The 17,951-nt window shown below is 69.0% G+C and carries 18 protein-coding genes and 1 pseudogene; 8 read left to right on the top strand and 11 right to left on the bottom strand.

The features are described 5' to 3' along the window. Positions 1 to 275: 275 nt before the first annotated feature. From mprF to DAT35_RS26875, 5 genes are all read right to left on the bottom strand, one after another. A complete protein-coding gene (gene mprF, locus DAT35_RS26895; RefSeq protein ID WP_108070133.1) occupies positions 276 to 2,813 on the bottom strand; it encodes a bifunctional lysylphosphatidylglycerol flippase/synthetase MprF in 2,538 nt (845 codons plus the stop codon). 96 nt (positions 2,814 to 2,909) lie between these two features. Beyond that, a complete protein-coding gene (locus tag DAT35_RS26890) occupies positions 2,910 to 3,701 on the bottom strand; it encodes a hypothetical protein (protein WP_158501894.1) in 792 nt (263 codons plus the stop codon). Positions 3,702 to 3,813: 112 nt separating this feature from the next. Continuing rightward, positions 3,814 to 4,614: a class I SAM-dependent methyltransferase gene (locus tag DAT35_RS26885; protein WP_108070318.1), complete on the bottom strand. Its 801-nt coding sequence runs from the start codon at positions 4,612 to 4,614 to the stop codon at positions 3,814 to 3,816. Positions 4,615 to 4,630: 16 nt separating this feature from the next. Next, positions 4,631 to 6,796 carry a diguanylate cyclase gene (locus DAT35_RS26880; protein ID WP_108070129.1) on the bottom strand — a complete coding sequence of 722 codons (2,166 nt, stop codon included), beginning with the start codon at positions 6,794 to 6,796 and terminating at the stop codon, positions 4,631 to 4,633. 2 nt (positions 6,797 to 6,798) lie between these two features. Beyond that, positions 6,799 to 7,074, bottom strand: a complete 276-nt coding sequence (locus tag DAT35_RS26875) for a septum formation initiator family protein (protein ID WP_108070127.1) — start codon at positions 7,072 to 7,074, stop codon at positions 6,799 to 6,801. Between the two features lie 143 nt (positions 7,075 to 7,217). Here DAT35_RS26875 and DAT35_RS26870 point away from each other — a divergent pair, with 143 nt between their 5' ends. Further along, complete coding sequence (locus DAT35_RS26870) at positions 7,218 to 9,035, top strand: hypothetical protein (protein ID WP_108070125.1); 1,818 nt, start codon at positions 7,218 to 7,220, stop codon at positions 9,033 to 9,035. 27 nt (positions 9,036 to 9,062) lie between these two features. On the opposite strand, the gene DAT35_RS26865 is transcribed toward DAT35_RS26870, so the two are convergent. After that, entirely contained in the window at positions 9,063 to 9,584 is a 522-nt protein-coding gene (locus DAT35_RS26865; RefSeq protein WP_108070123.1) for a peroxiredoxin, read from the bottom strand. Beyond that, positions 9,581 to 10,000 carry a Fur family transcriptional regulator gene (locus tag DAT35_RS26860; protein WP_108070316.1) on the bottom strand — a complete coding sequence of 140 codons (420 nt, stop codon included), beginning with the start codon at positions 9,998 to 10,000 and terminating at the stop codon, positions 9,581 to 9,583. Before DAT35_RS26860 ends, DAT35_RS26865 begins: the two co-directional genes overlap by 4 nt. 255 nt (positions 10,001 to 10,255) lie before the next feature. Here DAT35_RS26860 and DAT35_RS26855 point away from each other — a divergent pair, with 255 nt between their 5' ends. Together DAT35_RS26855 and DAT35_RS62445 are read left to right on the top strand one after the other, a co-directional pair. Next, on the top strand, positions 10,256 to 11,473 hold the full coding sequence (locus DAT35_RS26855) for a hypothetical protein (protein WP_199243007.1): 1,218 nt from the start codon (positions 10,256 to 10,258) through the stop codon (positions 11,471 to 11,473). Between the two features lie 17 nt (positions 11,474 to 11,490). After that, positions 11,491 to 11,589: pseudogene (locus DAT35_RS62445) on the top strand (FmdB family zinc ribbon protein); the annotation flags it as partial. A 74-nt stretch (positions 11,590 to 11,663) separates the two neighbouring features. Here DAT35_RS62445 and DAT35_RS62440 read toward each other — a convergent pair. After that, a complete protein-coding gene (locus DAT35_RS62440) occupies positions 11,664 to 11,822 on the bottom strand; it encodes a hypothetical protein (RefSeq protein WP_369946079.1) in 159 nt (52 codons plus the stop codon). Positions 11,823 to 11,901: 79 nt separating this feature from the next. Between DAT35_RS62440 and DAT35_RS26845 the strand changes: the two genes are divergently transcribed. Beyond that, positions 11,902 to 12,105: a hypothetical protein gene (locus tag DAT35_RS26845; protein ID WP_108070117.1), complete on the top strand. Its 204-nt coding sequence runs from the start codon at positions 11,902 to 11,904 to the stop codon at positions 12,103 to 12,105. A gap of 45 nt (positions 12,106 to 12,150) precedes the next feature. Further along, entirely contained in the window at positions 12,151 to 12,897 is a 747-nt protein-coding gene (locus DAT35_RS26840) for a hypothetical protein (protein ID WP_108070314.1), read from the top strand. Positions 12,898 to 12,985: 88 nt separating this feature from the next. Here the strand turns inward: DAT35_RS26840 and DAT35_RS26835 are convergent, their stop codons facing one another. Continuing rightward, positions 12,986 to 13,729 carry a PHP domain-containing protein gene (locus DAT35_RS26835; RefSeq protein ID WP_108070115.1) on the bottom strand — a complete coding sequence of 248 codons (744 nt, stop codon included), beginning with the start codon at positions 13,727 to 13,729 and terminating at the stop codon, positions 12,986 to 12,988. Positions 13,730 to 13,795: 66 nt separating this feature from the next. Further along, complete coding sequence (locus DAT35_RS26830; protein WP_108070312.1) at positions 13,796 to 14,071, bottom strand: hypothetical protein; 276 nt, start codon at positions 14,069 to 14,071, stop codon at positions 13,796 to 13,798. Between the two features lie 207 nt (positions 14,072 to 14,278). Here DAT35_RS26830 and DAT35_RS26825 point away from each other — a divergent pair, with 207 nt between their 5' ends. From DAT35_RS26825 to DAT35_RS26815, 3 genes are all read left to right on the top strand, one after another. Next, positions 14,279 to 14,473, top strand: coding sequence for a hypothetical protein (locus DAT35_RS26825; protein ID WP_108070113.1), 195 nt, complete (start codon positions 14,279 to 14,281; stop codon positions 14,471 to 14,473). Positions 14,474 to 14,736: 263 nt separating this feature from the next. Beyond that, entirely contained in the window at positions 14,737 to 16,101 is a 1,365-nt protein-coding gene (locus tag DAT35_RS26820) for a DUF4331 domain-containing protein (protein ID WP_108070111.1), read from the top strand. A gap of 19 nt (positions 16,102 to 16,120) precedes the next feature. Beyond that, a complete protein-coding gene (locus DAT35_RS26815) occupies positions 16,121 to 17,389 on the top strand; it encodes a tetratricopeptide repeat protein (RefSeq protein ID WP_158501893.1) in 1,269 nt (422 codons plus the stop codon). Positions 17,390 to 17,434: 45 nt separating this feature from the next. Here the strand turns inward: DAT35_RS26815 and DAT35_RS26810 are convergent, their stop codons facing one another. Further along, complete coding sequence (locus DAT35_RS26810; RefSeq protein WP_255415209.1) at positions 17,435 to 17,926, bottom strand: Imm21 family immunity protein; 492 nt, start codon at positions 17,924 to 17,926, stop codon at positions 17,435 to 17,437. Positions 17,927 to 17,951: the final 25 nt, after the last annotated feature.

The raw sequence follows: 17,951 nt of genomic DNA, 5'->3' as shown, positions 1-17,951 counted from the left end.
CCCGGCACGCTCGATGCAACAGGTCCGGGCATGTTCCCTGGCATGTCGCCGGGGAGGAGGTTTCGGGCTGGGAATGGCATGCGGGCCAAGTGGGTTACGGCGGTCGAGTGGTGGAAGGTTCCGCACGAAAAACTGAAAAAACGCACAAAGAGGGATGCGTTCCCAGCCTTCCTTGATTATCAATGATGTGCCGCCAGGGTTTTCCCCCTCTCCCTGGCGTGCCCCTTGCCCCGGGGTCCGGAGAACTCTCCTCCGAGCCCCGGGGCAAGTCTTTTTCAGGGACCCCACCGTCCCTCCGGCCCGCGAGAGATCAACACGGCCACGTCGGCGAGTACGAACGGCAGCGCCATGCCCCCGGGCGAGACCAGGTAGCGAGGCTCCCAGTTCGGGTGGAACCGCGCTTTGAAGGCACGCAGGGCCTGGAGGTCCTCGAAGTGCTCGCCGTGCCGGAACAGCAGGGAGCCCAGTCGGCTCCAGGTCGGAGCGAGCGCGTCCCGCTCGAAGCCCGGCGAGGGCGTCAGGCCCAGATTGAACCAGCGGTAGCCCTCGCGGTGGGCCCACGGCAGGAGGTGCTCGAGCAGGAAGTCCATCACACCGGGAGGGGCCTCGGCGGCGAAGCGCAGGAGGTCCGCGGCGAGTTCCTCTCGGCCCTCGCCCGCCCACAGGTTGGCGAACGCCACCACCCTGCCCTCGCACCGCACGAGCGCGATGGGACATTGGGACAGGTAGCGCTCGTCGAAGTAGCCGATGGTGAACCCCTTCTCGCGGTGGCCGCTGTGCGAGAGCCAGTCGTCGGAGACCCGCTTCAGTTCGGGGAGGAGCGCGCCCACGGCGTCCACGGGCACCACCTCGAAGTGGCAGCCCTCCAGGACCGTGCGCGGAGCCGCCTCGTCCCGGGAGTAGGCCTCCAGCGGCACCCGGGCGTCCTCTCCGAGCTTCTGCAGGGACAGCCCCAGGTCGACATAGAGCGGCAGATGCTCCGTCCCCACGTCGTAGAAGACCGTGAGCCCATCGTGGTGATCCACCTCCTCGTGGAACCGCCACGCGAGCCCCGGGAGCTCCTCCTCGGGGCCGACCGGATCCCCCACGACGACCCAGCCCCGGCCCTGGTGGGCGTACATGACGAACCCCGTCCGGGACTCGTTGAACAGCAGCGACTTGTCTCCGAGCAGCGCCAGGTGCGCGGCGGCCCTCGGTGAGCGCGAGACGATCTCCCGCGCGGTGGAGAGATCGGCCTCGGAGGGGCGCTCGGGCTGCGGGCGGAGCGGACGCAGCAAGTGGGCTCCGGCGAACACCACCACCACCACGGCGGCACCCACGCTCGCGCGCAGGAAGCGCGGCGCATCTCCGTGGAGCACGAACTCCAGGAGCATGTCCTCGGAGAGCTCCACGTGCCGGTGGACGAAGAAGCCCAGCCACGTGGTGGCCGCCACGGCCGCGATGATCGCGAGGATCCACCCACCGGTGAAGTGCTCATGGAGCAACGAGGCCTTCCGGTAGAACTCGCGGTGGCACGGCAGCAGGCAGGCCAGGAGCAACGCGAGGACCAGCGCCGTCCCCACATCGAGCCCCCTCAGCAGGGCGGAGACGATGCCGGCGACGAGCATCGCCACGGTGAGGACATAGGCCCCATCGAGCCGCCGCTGGATGCCTCGCGAGAGCAACAGCAGACTCGCTCCGACGAGGCTGCTCAGGAGGTGGGAGGCCTCCATGACGGACAGGGGCACGAAGCGATCCAACCAGGCGAGCCGATCCTCGAGGGAGGGAGTGACGCTGGAGATCAGGAGGAAGACACCGGCGACGAAGGTGGCGAGCGCGAAGACGGGAGGCAGCAGCGCGGAGCCCCAGCGGCCCGCGGTGACGGCGAAGCGCTGGACGTGGACGCGGCGCTGACCCACCTCGTACACGCCGATCAGGGCGACCGAGGCCGCGAAGGGCAGCAGGTAGTAGATGGCCCGGTACAGCAGCAGCGTGCCGAGGATGGTGGGCTTGGGCACCCGGTCCGACAGGAAGAGCAGCATCACGGTCTCGAAGACGCCGAGCCCTCCGGGGACATGGCTGATGAGCCCGGATATCTGCGCCACGATGAAGGCCCCGAGCACCACGTGGAACGAGACGTCGTGCCGGGGCAGCAGCGTGTAGAGCGTGGCGGCCGCGAGGAACCAGTCACCGCCCGCCACGACCACCTGCCAGAGGAGATCCTGCCGCCGGGGAATGGAGAGCTCCCAGCCCCGGATGCGCACCGGCTTGCGGCGCACGACGACGAGCACCGCGTAGACGAGGACCGCGGTCAGGAAGAGCGCGCCGATGAGCCTCAGGCTCGCGCCGGGCAGATGGAGCTCGGGGGGGATGGGTGGAGGATCGAACAGGAAGAGCGCACCGCCGACGCTCAGGAAGCCCACCCAGAAGCTGAGGGTGATGTAGCCCACGACCTTGGTGACATTGGCGGCGGACAGTCCCTGGGATGTGTAGAAGCGGAAACGCACGGAGCCACCGCTGAGCCAGGTGAGGCCCACGTTGTTGCTGACGGCGGTGGCGATGAAGGCCGCGGGGGCGATCCTCCGGTAGGGAAGCGGGCTGCCCACGTACCGGAGGGCGATCCAATCGTAGCCAGTGAGCACCCAGTAGCTCAGGATCGCGAGCACTACCGCGAGCATCACCTGAGGCAGGGGCAGCAGGCCCAATTGCTGGACGATGTCGCGGTAGTGGTAGGCGTGCAGTTCCTCGTGGAGCGCCTTGAGCGCCAGGGCGAGGACCACCACGCCGAGGAGCGGACCGGCGACCTTGAGGAGACGGTGTTTGAAGACACCCACGCCTCCTCATTAGGGACCGGGCCCCTCCCCTTCAAGGGTCGGCCGCCAGCATCCGTCCCCGGACGATAGATGGGGAACGGATGCCGGGTGCCGGGCTTACTGACAGTCGCTGAAGGGAACCGGGGTGATCGTGGTCGTCCCGGTCTCGTCGATCTTCATCGTGGTGCCCGCCGCGAGGCCGGAGACGGCGCGTGCCGTGGCGATGAAGCCGGTCGGAGTCACCTCGACGCGGTAGATGAAGCGGCACCCGCCCTTCCACGAACTGTCCGGACCCGTGGGGCGCGTACCGTCCGTGCATCCCATGGGCACGAAACCAACCTCCTCCAGGTTGCTGGAGTACCGGTCCTTCTCCTGCAGGAAGGCCCGCTCCGTGGTGTAGAGGTCCCGGAGGTTCCGGATGCCCTCGCGCCGCTGGGCGTCGCACGTGAAGGACGCGGCCGGCAGGCACTCGTCCCAGCCCACGTAGCGGCGCACCCCGGCACGCTCCAGCCAGAAGAGGATCGAATCGAAGGTCGGCGTGCCGATCTGAAGCGTAATGCCAGCGGCCGGCGTCCCCGAGGCCCCCTGGGCTACGGCAGTGAAGGTCGAATTCGGAAAGCCCGTCACAGCCGTCACCCGGTAGACGAAGTGGCAACCCGCCACCCAGCCCGGTCCCGGTACAGGAGCACGCGAGCCGTCCGCGCACGCCGCGGGCGCGAAGCCCACCGTCGCCAGATCCAGCGAGTACCGATCCGTCTCCTGTAGGTAGGACCGCTCCGCCTCGTACAACGCCCTCGTCTCGCGGATGCCCTCGCACTCCACGGTCCCGCAGTCGACCGGCGTGCCCTCGGCCATTGCTGGCAGAGCCCACGACAAGGACAACCCAGCCACGACGGACAGCCATCGCATCGAGTAACGCATCATGACATGTAAACCCCCGTCCCCCGCACGCGAGCGTATCCCAATCCGCGGCCATTGCCTGTGCGAGATCGAGAGCGGATGGCTTCTCGCGCGTAAGGGATTACCCGGACGACGCCGCCGGAACACGGCCCCAGATGACGGAGGTGTAGCGAGAGCCGGGCTCGGCCTCGATCCCGAGCTTCTTCAGATCGTCCGAGTACTTCGAGCCCTTCACCACCACCCACCGGCGAGCCACGCGCCGGGCCTCCGCCAGCGTCTCCGAAGTGAGAGGAGCGTGTTCGGCGAACCGGCGGAGCATCTCGAACGCGGGCTGGGACTTCCGGGGCTTCTCGAACATGGGATCGAAGAAGACGACGTCGAACGAGCCCGAGGGCAACGAGCGCAGGTAGGCGTCCGCATCCACGTGCACCGGCTCCACGCGGCAGGACTCCGGGCCGTAGTCGTAGGCCGCGAGGCCCTCGGACACGACGGCGTAGAGCGCGAGGCTCTTCTCGAGGCCCACCACCCGCCCCGACGGCCCCGCCACCAGCGCCGCCACCAGCGCGTCCTGCCCGAGCCCCAGCGTGCAATCGAGGAAGTGGTCTCCCGCGCGCAGCTCTGCCACGCGGACGAGCGCGTCATCCCCCTCCTGCCCCGAGAGGATCCGCAGCCGGCGCAGATGCGCCATGCCCGGGTTGAAGCTGAAGGAGCCTTCCTTGTCCCAGAGCGAGACGCCCTCGCGCTCGAAGGTGATGAAGGCCTCCGCCGTGGACTCCAGAAGCGGGCCGATCGGCTGCTTCTTGCGCCTCGGGATGAACGGCAGGCCCCACGCGCGCGCGGCCTCGCGGGCTCGGGCCACCAGCGAGTCCTCCGGCTTGCCGCTCGTCGTCACCGCCAGGGGAACCCGGCTCCGCACGTTCACGACCTTCACCCCGGGTTCAACCCTCGACGGCCTGGAGCTTCCTCCCGCCCTGGGCCTCGGCCACCGTCACCGACTGGTTCCGGCCGTGCCGCTTGGCGTAGTACAGGCACTGGTCCGCCTGCTCCACCAGCACCAGCTTGTCCGTGCCGTGGTCCGGTGCCGTCGCGATGCCCAGCGACAGCGTCACCTTCAGCGGCCCCATCTCCGTCTGGAAGACCTCGGCCTTGATGGCCTCGCGGATCCGCTCGGCGATCACCTTGGCGCCCTTGGCCTCCGTCTCCGGCATGAGGATGGCGAACTCCTCGCCGCCGTAGCGCGCCACGATGTCCGTGTCCCGCGCCTGCGCCTTGAGGATGCGCGCCACGCCCTTGAGCACCTGATCTCCCGTCAGGTGGCCGTAGGTGTCGTTCACGCTCTTGAAGTGGTCCACGTCCGTGAGGATCAGCGAGCACTTGCGCCCGTACCGCCGCGAGTGCGCCAGCATCTCGTCCGCCTTCGACTGGAAGGTGCGGTTGTTGTACAGGCCCGTCATGCCGTCCGTGGTGGCCATGCGCTCCATGGCCTCGTAGAGCTGGGCGCGCAGCACCGCCTGCGCCGCCTGGATGGCGATGACCTCCAGCATCCGCAGCACGTCGTGGTCCAGCGCGGCCTTGCGGCGCGAGCCCGCCACGAGCGTCCCCAGGATCCGGTCGCCCGCCGTGAGCGGGAAGATCTTCAGCGCTCCCAGGCCGCGCAGCTGCGTCTCCTCGTCGAAGATGACCTGGCGCTCCATGGCCTTGATGTCGCGCCCGGGCAGCGGCGCGCCGTAGCGCACCACGTTGGCCACCAGCCCGTTGTTGTCCGGGAAGGTGCGGCCCTCGAGCGCCTTGCTGCCCTGCGCCGTGACGCCCAGCATCCGCGCCACCTTGTGCACCCGCTTGCCCTCCACCTCGTTCACGATGGTGACGGCGCAGAAGTCCAGCCCCGCGAGCTGCCGGGCGCTCTCCAGCACCGCCAGGAACACCTGCTCCGGGCTGCCGGCGCGGTTGAGCTCCTCGATGGCGCGGAAGAACCGATCCTTCTCATCCCGCGTCTTGCGGATGTACGTCATCACCCGCTCCACCTCGATGGAGCGCAGCACCTCGGCGGCGATCGTGGTGAAGAGCTTCTCGTCGTCGTCGGAGAACGGGTTGTGCGTCAGCCGATCCGCCACCAGCACGCCGCGCACCAGCCCACTGCCCTCAATGATGGGGACGGCCAGCACGGCGCGCAGCTCGGGGGCGCCACCGTCGTACCAGGAGATGCCCTTGAGCCCATGGGCCGAGTGCATCCGCACCGGCGCCCGGCGCTTGAGCACTCCACCCAGCATGCCCTCGCCCGAGTTGAAGGTCTCGCGCTGCACGCGGTCGGACATGCTGCGGCAGTCGTACAGCTTCAGGCCCTTGTCATCCGAGGTGAGCAGGAAGGCCGCGCAGGTGTGCGTCTTGAGGGCCGTCTCGGCGATCTCCAGCGCGGCGCCCACCGCGCCCTCGATCTCCTTCACCGAGGCCAGCAGCCACTTCTCCTCGTCCTTCACGTCGGGCGGGTTGTCGTGGGCGCCGGAGCTGACGAGGCGGAAGGTGCGGGCGCGCTCCTCGACCTCCTTGATGCGCTTCTCCACCGCGGAGCTCTCCGCGCGGCGGGCGGCGGCGATGCGGGCGGCGAGCACCAGCTGGTACAGGGCCGCGAAGAGCGTCAGGAAGAGCGCATGGGTGAGGAAGGACGTGAGGCTGCGCTCGGGGCCCTGCAGGGAGACGAGCGCGTCGAACGCGAACGCCACGCCGAGCAGCATCAGGCCCGCGCTGCGAGGCAGGAAGGCCACGAGGAAGGCCATGAGCAGGTAGACGAGGGGGAACACCTCGCCGCCGGCGATGGCCACGACGATGAAGGCCGAGGCGATGAGCACCGCGCCCAGCTCCAGGTCATCCCGGAGGAAGAGCGGAGCGCCCACGGCGCCGCGGGTGAAGCGCCGCCAGCCCATGACACCGAGCGCGGCGAGCAGGAAGAGGACGATGGAGGCCTCGGTCCAGCCCAGCGTCTGGAGGCCGCGGAAGCCGCCGCGAGCCAGGTGGACGAAGGCGGAGAGCACGGCCGCGGCGGGCACGGCGCGCACCACGAAGCGCGGAAGCTTGGAGACTGGAGGGATGGCCGAGAGCGCGGACACGATTACTCCAGGTGGAAGACGATTTCGCCCGGCTTGACGTAGCCGAGCTCCTCACGAGCGGCACGCTCGAGGGCAGTAGGGTCGTTGCGCAGCGCGTTGATTTCGCGAAGAAGGGCGGCGTTCTGCTCGGACAGGATGCGGTTGCGCTCCTGGATGGCCTCGACGTCCTGGCGCAGGCGCAGGTAGCGGCGGAAGCCCTTCGCGTCCACCGCTGAGACCAGCGTGAGGATCGCGGCCACGCACGCCGCCACACCCAGGAGCTTTCGCCGCACCGTCATGAGTGGCCGGAAGGTACCAGTGGCGACTCCTCCGGCAAGAAATCCGCTCCAGGCCTGTAGCGGGCCGCCCTTCTTTCGCACGGAGGACAGTCGCCCCACATGGAAGGGGCTCCGTGGCACGGCGGCTGAGAGCATGGCGCCGGATGTCGACCCCTCCCCTACAGCTTCTCTCCCAACGCCTGGCGCGGTGGCGCCGTCCGCTCCTGTGGGTGCTCGGGGGCTTCCTCCTCCTGGAGTTGCTCCTCAATGGCCTGCTTGCGACCGGCCGCCTGGAGTCGCTGCTCAACCGCTCCTCCGAGCGACTGAAGGTGCGATGGGGCCGGGCCTGGGGCCTGTGGCCCTTCAGTCTCCATGTCCGGGAGTTTCGGCTGCGGCACGAGGAATCGGGAGGCGGCTTCTGGGAGCTCGAGGTGGAGTCGGCGGAGGTGAACGTGGCCCTGACCGCCCTGCTCCAGCAGCGGTTCGAGGCCGAGGAGGTGCACGCGCGGGGCGCGAGCTTCCGGTTCCAGCCCGGACAGCACGTCCCCAAGGAGCGGAAGCCGGAGGAGCGGAAGCCCTGGGAGATCCGGCTGAGGGGCGTGCGGGTCGACGGCGTGCGAGCGTTGGCGTGGGGGAACAACCGGCTCACGGGCATCACGGAGGTCACCGGGGAGATGGCGCTGGTGCCGGGGCACCGGCTCTCCGTGCGCGACACGCGGGCGCGGCTCGGAAAGGGCGAGTTGACCCACCAGGGGAACACGGTCGCGCACATCGAGGAGGGCACGGCGGAGCTCGGCATCGAGGCGGAGCGGGACGAGGCCCGGGGAGGGATGGATGTCCTCGGCGGCCTGGAAGGACGGCTCCAGGTGACCGCCTCCGTGCCCTCCCTCACCGCGTTCCAGCAGTGGGTGCCGCAGCTCGCCGAGGCCTCGCTGAAGGGAGGTGCGGGACGCCTGGAGGCGGATGTCCGCGTGAAGGAGGGCCGTCTCGCTCCGGACAGCCGGCTGGAGGGCTTGGGGCAGCACATCACCCTGCCCGTGGGGCTCGTGCACGTGCGAGCCCCCTGGCGGGTCCACGCAGAGGTGAGCGCGAAGGAGGAAGGTCCGGCACGCGCCAGGCTCCAGCTCATCCTGGCGCCCGTGAAGGTGGAGGGAAGGGAGGGCCGGGTGCTGGAGACGTCGGACGTGAAGATCTCACTGGAGACCCCGGCCCCACGCCTGGGCGAGCCGCTGCATGACGTCCAGGCGGCGCTGCACGTGGCGCGAAGCGATCCCCTGGATCTGCGTGTGCTCAATGGGTGGCTGGCACCGGCCGTCCAGGTGGACTCGGGCCACATCACGCTGGAGGCCCTGGGCCGGGCGAGCCCGGAGCGTGGCAAGGGAGCGGCCCGCCTGGAGTTGCTCACGGACGACCTCCAGGCCCGTTGGGGCAGTGCGGTGCTGGGCGGACACCTCGCGCTGGACGTCGACGCGCACAAGCTTGCCCTGCGCCGGGACACGGTGAGGTTCGATGAGAGCCGTCTGCTGCTGCGGGACATCTTCGTGCGGACGGGCAAGGATCAGGAGCGCAATTGGAATGGCACCCTGACCTTCCCGGAGGCAGTCCTCACGGTGTCCCCCGCGCTCCTCGAGGGGCGCTTCACCGGGAGCTTCTCCAACGCGGCCCCGTTCATCGCCCTGCTCACGGACAAGGCAGGCCTGCCCCACCTGCTGGCGCCCCTGCTCGACGCCAAGAACCTGGAGCTCTCCGGGACGGTGACGTTGGGACGCGGCGTCGTGAAGGTGGGGAAGCTGCGTGTCCGGGGCGAGGGCCTCGAGCTGCGCGGGAACGCGGAGCGCTCCGACTCGGACACCCGTGCCGTATTGTTGGTGAAGGTGAAGCTGCTTCCCGTGGGGGTGGAGGTGACGCCCGAGGGCACCCACGTCCAGGTGATGCACCCCTACGACTGGTACAGGCAGAAGACGGGAGAGCCCACGGACTGAGCGCCTCACGCGGTCGGCGCCGGCACTTCAGCGCCGGAGCAGTTTTTCCACCGCTTGCGACACGTCCTTGTGCCCGGCCATGCCCTGCCACGCGCCGGCCACCTGGCCCTCCTTGTCCAGGAGGAAGGTGGCGGGCAGCGCGGGAATGAGGCCGAAGGCGCTCTGCCCCTGCTGCATGGCCGTGTCGGACACGAGCACGGGGAAGTTGAGGGCGTACTGCTCGGCGAAGGGCTCGAGCACCCGGGTCCCATCCAGATCCAGGCCCACCAGCACCACCTGGAAGCCCTGGGGGCCAAACTCCTTCTGCAGGGCCTCCAGGGTGGGCAGCTCCGCCAGGCACGGGAAGCACCAGGTGGCGAAGAAGGACACCATCACCACGCGCCCGGGCAGCCGGCGCCAGTCATAGGGCGTGGGGCCCACCGAGGGCAGCAGCAGTGAGCGCAGGTACGGCGAGGGACCCGCGGCCCTCTCGGGCTCCTCGGGCACCCGCCGGCACCCGGCGAGGGCCAGCACCAGCGCACACCCCACGGCCAGGGCCGCGCGCCTCATGCCTCGCTCTTGACCGCACCACTGCGCTGGCAATTCCGGCACAGCCCGTACAGTTCCATCTTGTGGGACGTCACCGTGAAGCCGTGCTTGCGCGCCACCGCCTCCTGCATCTGCTCGATGCGCTCATCCTCGAACTCGACGATGGTGCCGCAGTGGGTGCAGATGAGGTGGTCATGGTGGTGGCGCCCGGCGGCGGCCTCGTAGCGCGTCTGCCCGTCGCCGAAGTTGCGCGCGTGGGCCAGGCCGCACTCGTTGAGCAGCTTCATCGTCCGGTACACCGTGGCCACCGACACCTTGGTGTCCTGCTCGCGCACCTTGTTCCACAGCTCCTCGACGGACAGGTGGCCGCCCACGGAGAAGAAGGTGTCGATGATGAGGCTGCGCTGGCGCGTGCTCTTCAGCCCGTGCTGCGCCATGTAGCGCTGGAGGACTTCATCCATGTTTTGATGGTTCACGGCTCGCCTGCCTCCCGAGCCACCGCGATGGCCCCTGGGACCACCGGGTGTCTACCGGCTGAACATACGGGGCGCACGTTACCCCGCCCGGGTGTGACACCGACTTGCACCCTCTTCTGGCTGTTTAGATTGGGGGCCGTCGGATTCATTGACACCCGTCTGCCAGCAAAGATAGAGGCACCCGGCCTCGTAAACGAGCATTTTTCCGCAACTTTCATGAACAGTCACTGGCAGAGACAGCGGCAACCCGATGATGTGCCCACCCCGGTGGCGGTGGCGGTCTCCGACTTCTGTCGCCGAGCCCGTTCGCCTGCAACCCCCACCGAGGTCCGCGAGGCGCTCGCCCTTCTGTCCGAGGCCGACGACTTCCGCGTGCGCACTTTGACCGACACCGAGCCCGAGGCGACGCCGCTCGGGCCCTTCGCGGTGGTGGACGTGCTCAAGGGCACGGCCGCCTCGCTGGCCGCCACCCGGCAGGGGTGCGGTTACTACGACGTGGTACAGGAACTGGCCCGCGTACACGAGGAGAAACGGCCGCCCGCGCCGGCGCCTGCCCCCGAGGTGCCCTCCTTCGCCACGCCCGCCCCCCGGGCCGCCGTGCAGACCAACGTGCCCGCGAAGCCGGAGAAGGCCCCCAAGACGGCGGGAGAGACGGTCCAGGAGCGGATCGCCCCTCGCAAGCGCACCGCGCCGGAGCTGGCCCCGCCCGACTTGGACGAGTCCGAGGCGCCCAGCTTCCTCAGGCGCGACCTGCCCAAGCCCCGCGGCCGCTTCACCCGCCTGGACGCCCCCAAGACGGGCTTCCAGGAGCTGACGCGCACCTCGGGCAAGGAGCTGCTGGAGTCGGCGATGGAGGCCCACGAGCACCGCTTCGTGCTGCTCAATGCCCTGGCCCTCCAGTACAACGGCTCCCGGGGAGAGTTGGCGCTGCCGGAGCTGGAAGGGGTGCTGCGGTCCCATGGGCTGATGGAGGCCCTGGAGACCCGCGAGCGCACGGCGATCCTCGCCGCCTTCACGGATCAGCGCGGCGCCGCCGGCCGGGTCGGCTGGGCACTGGGGCTCAGCCCCTCCGAGCTCAGCCAGCTCGAGGCGAAGCTGGGCATCTCCCGGGAGGTCGAGGAGCTGCGCGAGCGCTTCCGCCGCGAGGCCCTCACCGCGCGCAACCTCACCCAGCGGTTGGATCTGCTCGGGCGCGACAAGTACCTGGCGGATCTGGGAATCAAGAAGCGCTTCACGGACATGCTCCGCAGGGAGCTGGAGGTGCTGGTGCGCGACGATCTCCCGGAGGCCAAGACGCTCGCCGAGCTCGCCGACACGGTGGCTCGCAAGCAGGGCGCTCCGTCCGAGCTCATGCTCCGCGCGCTCGAGCGCCTGGGGGTGGCCGAGGGACTGCGCAAGCGGACCTCGGACTCCACCCCTCCATCCACGCCTTAGAAGGAAGAGGCCCATCCATGCCCATCTACGAGTACGCCTGCAAGTCCTGTGGAAAGACGATCGATGTCCTGCAGAAGGTGAGCGACCCGACGCCGGAGACCTGCTCCGCGTGCGGCGCGCAGAACTCGCTGAGCCGCGTCGTCAGCCGCTCCAGCTTCGTCCTCAAGGGCGGCGGCTGGTATTCGGACCTCTACAGCTCCACCAAGAAGGACGGGAGCAGCTCCAGCAGCTCGTCCTCGTCCAGCAGCGGCAGCTCGTCGTCGCCCAGCAGCGGCGGTTCGTCGTCCAGCAGCGGCGGCTCGTCGGACTCGGGCTCCAGCTCCTCGAGCTCTTCCAGCGCGTCGAGCACCCCCGCGGCGGCATCCGGCACCAAGAGCTGAGCGGCTGAAAAGTCGCGCGGGTCCGGGAGCGGGGGGAGACTGGCCGCCGTGCCATTTCCTCCCTCCAAGCGCCCGCCCCGACACTGCGTGCTCTGTGGCCATCCGGAGTTGATCGACGCCCGCGGCCAGGGCCGGTTCCTGCTGGTGCCGGATCCCGATGGCCGGGGTCCCATCTGTCCGCCGTTGAAGGGCTGTGGTGTGCAGCGGCAGCGTGAGCGCGACAACGCAGCGCTGACGCCAGGCTCCCGCTGAGCTAGGAAGGGCCCCCTCCCGCGTCGTCTAGCCGAGGTGCGCCCCGTGAAACGACTTGTCGCCCTGTCCGTCCTGGTCCCCCTGGTGCTGGCCACCGGTTGCGCGAGCCAGACCCTGCTCAGCGCGGAGGATCGGACGAAGCTCCAGCACGATCTGACCACTGGCCCGGCCGCGGATCGGTACCTGAAGGCCTCCAGCAACATCACCCCGTTCTTCGGGGACGCCTCGAAGCGGCTGCTGACACCCTACCCGCCCGAAGAGGTGCGGCTGCTCAACGACACCAAGGGCAACCCCATCAACCCCGGTGCGGTGCAGGCGATGGTGCCGGCGGGCACGCCGGTGCGCGTCCTGAAGGTGGAGTTCCCCACCGCGTGGGTGATGGCCGAGCGGGTGCTGTACTCGCCGCGCACGCAGCCCTGGGTGTACCTGGACGTGAAGGGGGCGCCTCCGGGGCCGCCGGTGATCCTCGTGCTGCCCCCGCAGCTCAAGACGAAGGAGGACGTGCTGGCCGAGCTGGATCGGCACCTGCTGCCCCAGGATCCGGCGCCGCGGATCGCCAAGTTCCAGCCGCGCTTCCAGGAGGCCCTCAAGCAGAAGAAGGTGCTGGAGTACATGCCGGAGGCGGCGGTGGAGATGTCCTGGGGCATGCCGGAGAGCGTCCGCCGCACGCTGGACGGGCAGCAGGTGCACCAGGAGTGGGTGTACCCGGGCGGCAAACGCCGGGTGTTCATCACCGACGGCCTGGTGACCCGGGTCGACGAGGGCGCCCCGGCCCCGGCCCCGGCGAAGTAATCAGACGCGAGACGGCACCGTCCGGACGCATGCGGCTCGAACTGGTCCGACCGTCGGACCAGTTGCGCCAACTCGCACCCGGAAGCCTTCAACGGCGGCGGCGCCCACCACCACCACCGCCCCCACCCCCGCGGCGCTTGCCACTCCCGCCGCGAGACGCCTGGGCCTCACCCGGACGGGTGAGCCGGGGCAGCTCGCCGGCCATCACGGGGTGGTAGTCCCCGGCCAGCAGCGCCGCCACGAGCTGCTCCTGCGTCTGGATGGGCTTCTTGAAGAAGGTGGCACCGTAGCCCACCTCATCCAGCGAGCCCCGGGCGTCACTGCCCCCGGTGCACGGCAGCTTGAGCGTCTCGGCGGCCTCCACGGCCAGGTCGTTGGACGTCTGCTTCACCCGGGCGTTGTAGCCCTCGACGGCGCAGAGCAGCCCACCCAGCGAGCGGACATAGTCCATGGCCGGATGGGATGAGTCCCGGTCGTACGGGCGGGCCGCCACGATGGCCGCTCCCAGCGAGCGCACCTTCGGCAGACACTCGGCGGCGCTCCACGGCTTCTCGCGGTTGCTGCCCCACATCTGGACCGGCTCGGGTGCCAGCTCCGGCTTCGGGAAGAAGCACAGGTACTGTCCCCGGTCGGTGATGAGCTCCAGACCGACGAAGACCTTCACCTTGGACTTCGCCCCGATCTCGAACAGCTCGTCACAGCCGTCCTGGGTGTTGGTCTCGGTGAAGGCCACGCCGTCCAGACCGAACAGCGCGGCGCGATCCAGGACCGCGCGCGGATCCAGGTCGCAACCCTTCGACAGGTAGGAATGCGCGTGCAGATCAATGAGCATGGGCGCCGCTCCCTAACAGGCTCCCGTGGGAGCTGTCGAGTCTCGGCGCACCCTGCCCACCCGGAATCAGGCGAAGGCGTACCCCTGGAGACCCGTCTGCTTCGTCTGGGTGTTCTTCTCCTCGTGGGTGCGGATGAGGTAGCCCATCAGCATCAGCGACGAGGTGTTCTCCAGCACCCGGGAGGGATCCTTGGAGATGAGGTTGGCGCTGTAGTTGAGGAAGAACTGGGCCAGGTCCTCGCCCGCCTCCTTGACGATCAGCGCGTTGAGTGCGGCGGGATCCATCGTGCGGATCTCATTGATGAAGTCCACCGCCAGGTCCTTCTTGGTCTTCACGTCCACGGCCATCCCCCTTCGCCCATCCCCACCCCGAGGGCCTCTCCCCCGGGCGCCAGATCCAGCGACCCCCGGAATCTAGGCACGCCCCCCCGGTGGGGAAGCCCCGGACCCTACCCACCCCCCACAGGTAAGCTTTTTTGACACCTGAGAACAGCGCGCGATAACCTTCCGTACACTCAGTACAAAACACAGTGCAAGGAGTGGAAGGCGATGTTCACGGGCGTGAAGGTGTTCTCCGCGACGAAGGCGAAGGAGCGGGAAGAGCTGGGTGAGAACGTGACCCGCTGGATCCGCAGCAACTCGGATCTGGAGATCGTCGACCGGGTCGTCTGCCAGTCCAGCGACAACGAGTTCCACTGCTACACGCTGGTCCTCTTCTACAAGCACAAGTCGCCGCAGCCGTAGCTCCCCTACTCCCCTGTGCGTCCCGCCAGGGGCTCGAGCGTCTCCCCTTTCAGCTGGCGTCCAGCCGCCTACGTCTTCCGTCCGGCCAGAGTCGGGCAGCAGACAGCGCGGCGTGGGCTGCCCTGAAGGACGATCGCTTCCCGACTCTTCCTCCGGCTAGAGCCGCTCGCACCCTGGCGAGCCTCTTCCGTGATCGTCGTGCGCCTGGTGCTGGAGCCCTCGGGTGGGCCCCCGGCGCTCGCCGTCCGCAGGAGGAGCCTTCCATGACCCGCGTTCCCCTTTTCCGGCGCCTGGCCCTGGTGCTCATGCTGGCCGCCGCGAATGGCGCACTGGCGTCGAGCCACCGCGAAGCACCCCTCATCAGCAACGATCCGGCCGCAGACGGGACGGATCTGTTCGCGTGGAAGCAGGGCTCCAACCTCGTGCTGGTGGCCGACTACTACCCCCTCAACCGCCCCGCGGGCGGCCCCAACTTCTACCTGTTCGACGACAACGTCACCTACCAGATCAAGATTGACACGGACGGCAACGGCACGCCCGACGTCGCCTACAAGTTCCGCTTCAAGACGGAGATCGTCCGCAGCCAGCTGCCCACGGTGAAGAAGGAGGACGGCCTCAACGCCTACAAGGACTCGATCCTGTTCGCCTTCGCGGGAGTCAAATCGGCCACGGACCCGAACATCCTGCGGCGGCAGACGTACACGCTCACCAAGGTGACCTATCACGGGGATGATCAGGTATCGGAGACGATCGTCCGCAACGCGCCGGTGGGGCTCCCGAACATCGGCAAGCTCACCACGCCCGGCTATCCGCAGGACGATCATTATTCGACCACGAGCCTGGATCCCATCACCGCGTCCGCGGTGAAGACGGGCGAGGGCGCCTTCTCCCGCTACAAGGCCTTCGCCGGGCAGCGGGATGATCCGTTCTTCGTCGACCTGGGCAGGGTCTTCGACTTCCTCGCCCTCGACAGCGGGGAGCCAGAGGACTACCTCGCCGGCTTCAACGTGCTGTCGCTCGTCATCGAGGTGCCGCTCAGCGAGTTCGGGAGCAACACGAACCTGGGCATCTGGACCACCGCGAGCCGGCCGAAGGTCACCGTGCGGCGCAACGATGGCACCGTGGAAGGCAAGGATGGCTGGGTGCAGGTGTCGCGGCTGGGCAATCCGCTGATCAATGAAGTGGTCGTGCCCATGAAGTTCAAGGATCGCTTCAACGCCTCGAGGCCCGAGGACGATCTGGAGGACGACGTCCTCGTCGCCATCGTCACCACGCCGGAGCTGCCGGTGCTGCTGCAGGCCCGGCACTTCATCGCCGACGTACCTCCGCCGCCACGGCTCGACCTGGTGAAGCTCTTCGTCCGGGGCTCGGGGGAGATGCTCCACATCGACACGACGAAGGAGAGCGCCTTCCCCAATGGCCGCCGGCTGCCGGACGACGTGACGGACCTCGCCCTGCAGGTGATGGGTGGCCTGCTCTACACCAACTCCGATGGAGGCACCCTGCGCCCGGATGGAGGGACGTGGGCGAGCCAGGTAACAGGCCTCGGGGACGGCGTGCCCGCCAATGACCGGCCCTTCCTCGATGTCTTCCCGTACCTGGCGCCTCCCCACTCGGGCAATCCCTGACACGCCCCGGAGCCTGGCCATGGATCGTCAACGACTCCTGCTGCTCGGGGCCGCGGCCGCCGCGCTCACCGTGGGCGGCCTCTCGCGGGTTTTGATAGCCCCCCACCCCACTGCCCCGACTCCGCCCTCGGGACTCACGCGGCTGGAGCGCTCGGCGAGGCCCGACGATCCGAGGGCCCAGGCGATGCTCGCCACGGCGCTCGTCCGTGAGGCCCAGCGCACGGGTGACAGCGCCCTGTACCACCGCGCGGTGCTGGCAGCCCGGCAGACGCTGGCCGTGGAGCCCGATCACCCCGAGGCGCTCAAGGTCGAGCTGCTCGGGCTCCACCAGGGTCACCGCTTCCAGGAGATGCTGTCCCTGTCGCGGCGGCTCGCGGAGAAGCACCCGTCGGATGCCTTCTTCCACGGCCTGTATGGTGATGCGCTTCTCGAGGTGGGACGGTACGACGAGGCGGCCGAGGCCTACCAACGGATGGTGGATCTCAAACCCTCCAGTGCCACGTACACACGGGTGGGCTACCTGCGCCTGCTCGAAGGAGACGCGGAGGGAGCCCTCGAGGTGCTGAAGCTCGCCGCCACGTCCGCGGACCAGACGGATTCGTTCGCGGTGGCCAGTGCCTTGTGCGAGCTCGGCGAGACCTGGCTGGCATTGGGCGAGCCGGACACGGCGCTCGACGCTTTCACGTTGGCGCTCGAGCGCGAGCCGGGCCTCGCCCGGGCGCACCTGGGACGTGGACACGTGCTGCGTGCGAGGGGCGAGGTGGAACCCGCGCTCCAGGCCTACCGGGCCGCGGTGGAGTCCCGGCCCCTGCCCCAGCATCGCGCCTTCCTCGCGGATGCCCTGGAGGCGGCTGGGCGGTCCACGGAGGCGGCGGCGCAGCGTGAACAGGCGCTGACGGAGGGACGGGACGATGCGCGCTTCCAGGCCCAGATGCTGCTCGATCTGGGACGGGAGCCAGACCGGGCCGAGGCGCTCGCCCGGGAGGAGTACGCGCGCCGGCAGGACGTCTTCACCGAGGGCGTGCTCGCGTACGCGCTGGTGCTCGCGGGCAAGACCGGGGAGGCCCACGAGTCCATCACCCGGGCCACGAGGCTCGGCACGCGAGACGCGCGGCTCCAGTACGTGGCAGGGCTGGTCGCCTCGGCACGGAAGGACACGGCGGCGGCACGTTCGCACCTCACCGCGGCACTGAAAGGCTTTCCGCCCCTACCCCCGGCCCAACAGGCCCGGGCTCGAAGTCTCCTCGACGTGGGCGCCGGCACCCAGGCAGCCCCATCGCATCCTTGAGACACTGGCACGACAGAGAGAACCACGACCCTTCGGGAGCAGCTCTCACCCGGTGCGCCACTCGAACACATGCACGAGAAACTTCGTGTCTCGGGCTGGAGCAAACTCATACACATGGGCCCTGTAGAGGCCGGGGTCCAGGCTCAACTCGAGGGTCTCGCCTGGGTGTTCTCCAGAGGCTCCGGCATCCATGAGGACCAGAGGTGAACTGGCGATGCGGATGTCGACGGATTCCAAGGGGCCTCGCAGACGAGCAGCCTCCATGGTTCCAAGAGCGGCTTCCGCCGCACTGGGTGAAGGGGCGAAGACCCATCTCACCAGACAAGGCCTTCCGTTCAAGCTGGCGACGGCGGTCTGGAGAGGTTCGTCGTCAAGCACGAGAATCTGCCACCCGTCCTTCTCTATGACGCCCACGTAGCCCTCGACGCCGCAGGCCACGTCGTAGTCGGTGGGCACGCCGCGCGTCCCCCGCCATCGCGACCGCAACACCTGGGGGACGAGGACCATGGGTCCCCCAGCGGAAGAGAGCCAGTTCATGGGTTCACCCATTGCTTCTGACAAT

The sequence above is a fragment of the Vitiosangium sp. GDMCC 1.1324 genome, assembly GCF_003044305.1.
Lineage (GTDB): Bacteria > Myxococcota > Myxococcia > Myxococcales > Myxococcaceae > Archangium.
The sequence above is the reverse complement of the archived record's forward strand: the minus strand, read 5'-3'. Positions and strand labels throughout refer to the sequence as shown.

Coding starts and splice junctions, on each gene's coding strand:
- DAT35_RS26870 (WP_108070125.1), top strand. CDS start 7,218: ATGTCGACCCCTCCCCTACAGCTTCTCTCCCAACGCCTGGCGCGGTGG.
- DAT35_RS26860 (WP_108070316.1), bottom strand. CDS start 10,000: ATGGCGCAGCACGGGCTGAAGAGCACGCGCCAGCGCAGCCTCATCATC.
- DAT35_RS26865 (WP_108070123.1), bottom strand. CDS start 9,584: ATGAGGCGCGCGGCCCTGGCCGTGGGGTGTGCGCTGGTGCTGGCCCTC.
- DAT35_RS26890 (WP_158501894.1), bottom strand. CDS start 3,701: ATGCGATGGCTGTCCGTCGTGGCTGGGTTGTCCTTGTCGTGGGCTCTG.
- DAT35_RS26855 (WP_199243007.1), top strand. CDS start 10,256: ATGAACAGTCACTGGCAGAGACAGCGGCAACCCGATGATGTGCCCACC.
- DAT35_RS26835 (WP_108070115.1), bottom strand. CDS start 13,729: ATGCTCATTGATCTGCACGCGCATTCCTACCTGTCGAAGGGTTGCGAC.
- DAT35_RS26875 (WP_108070127.1), bottom strand. CDS start 7,074: ATGACGGTGCGGCGAAAGCTCCTGGGTGTGGCGGCGTGCGTGGCCGCG.
- DAT35_RS26820 (WP_108070111.1), top strand. CDS start 14,737: ATGACCCGCGTTCCCCTTTTCCGGCGCCTGGCCCTGGTGCTCATGCTG.
- DAT35_RS26825 (WP_108070113.1), top strand. CDS start 14,279: ATGTTCACGGGCGTGAAGGTGTTCTCCGCGACGAAGGCGAAGGAGCGG.
- DAT35_RS26815 (WP_158501893.1), top strand. CDS start 16,121: ATGGATCGTCAACGACTCCTGCTGCTCGGGGCCGCGGCCGCCGCGCTC.
- DAT35_RS26810 (WP_255415209.1), bottom strand. CDS start 17,926: ATGAACTGGCTCTCTTCCGCTGGGGGACCCATGGTCCTCGTCCCCCAG.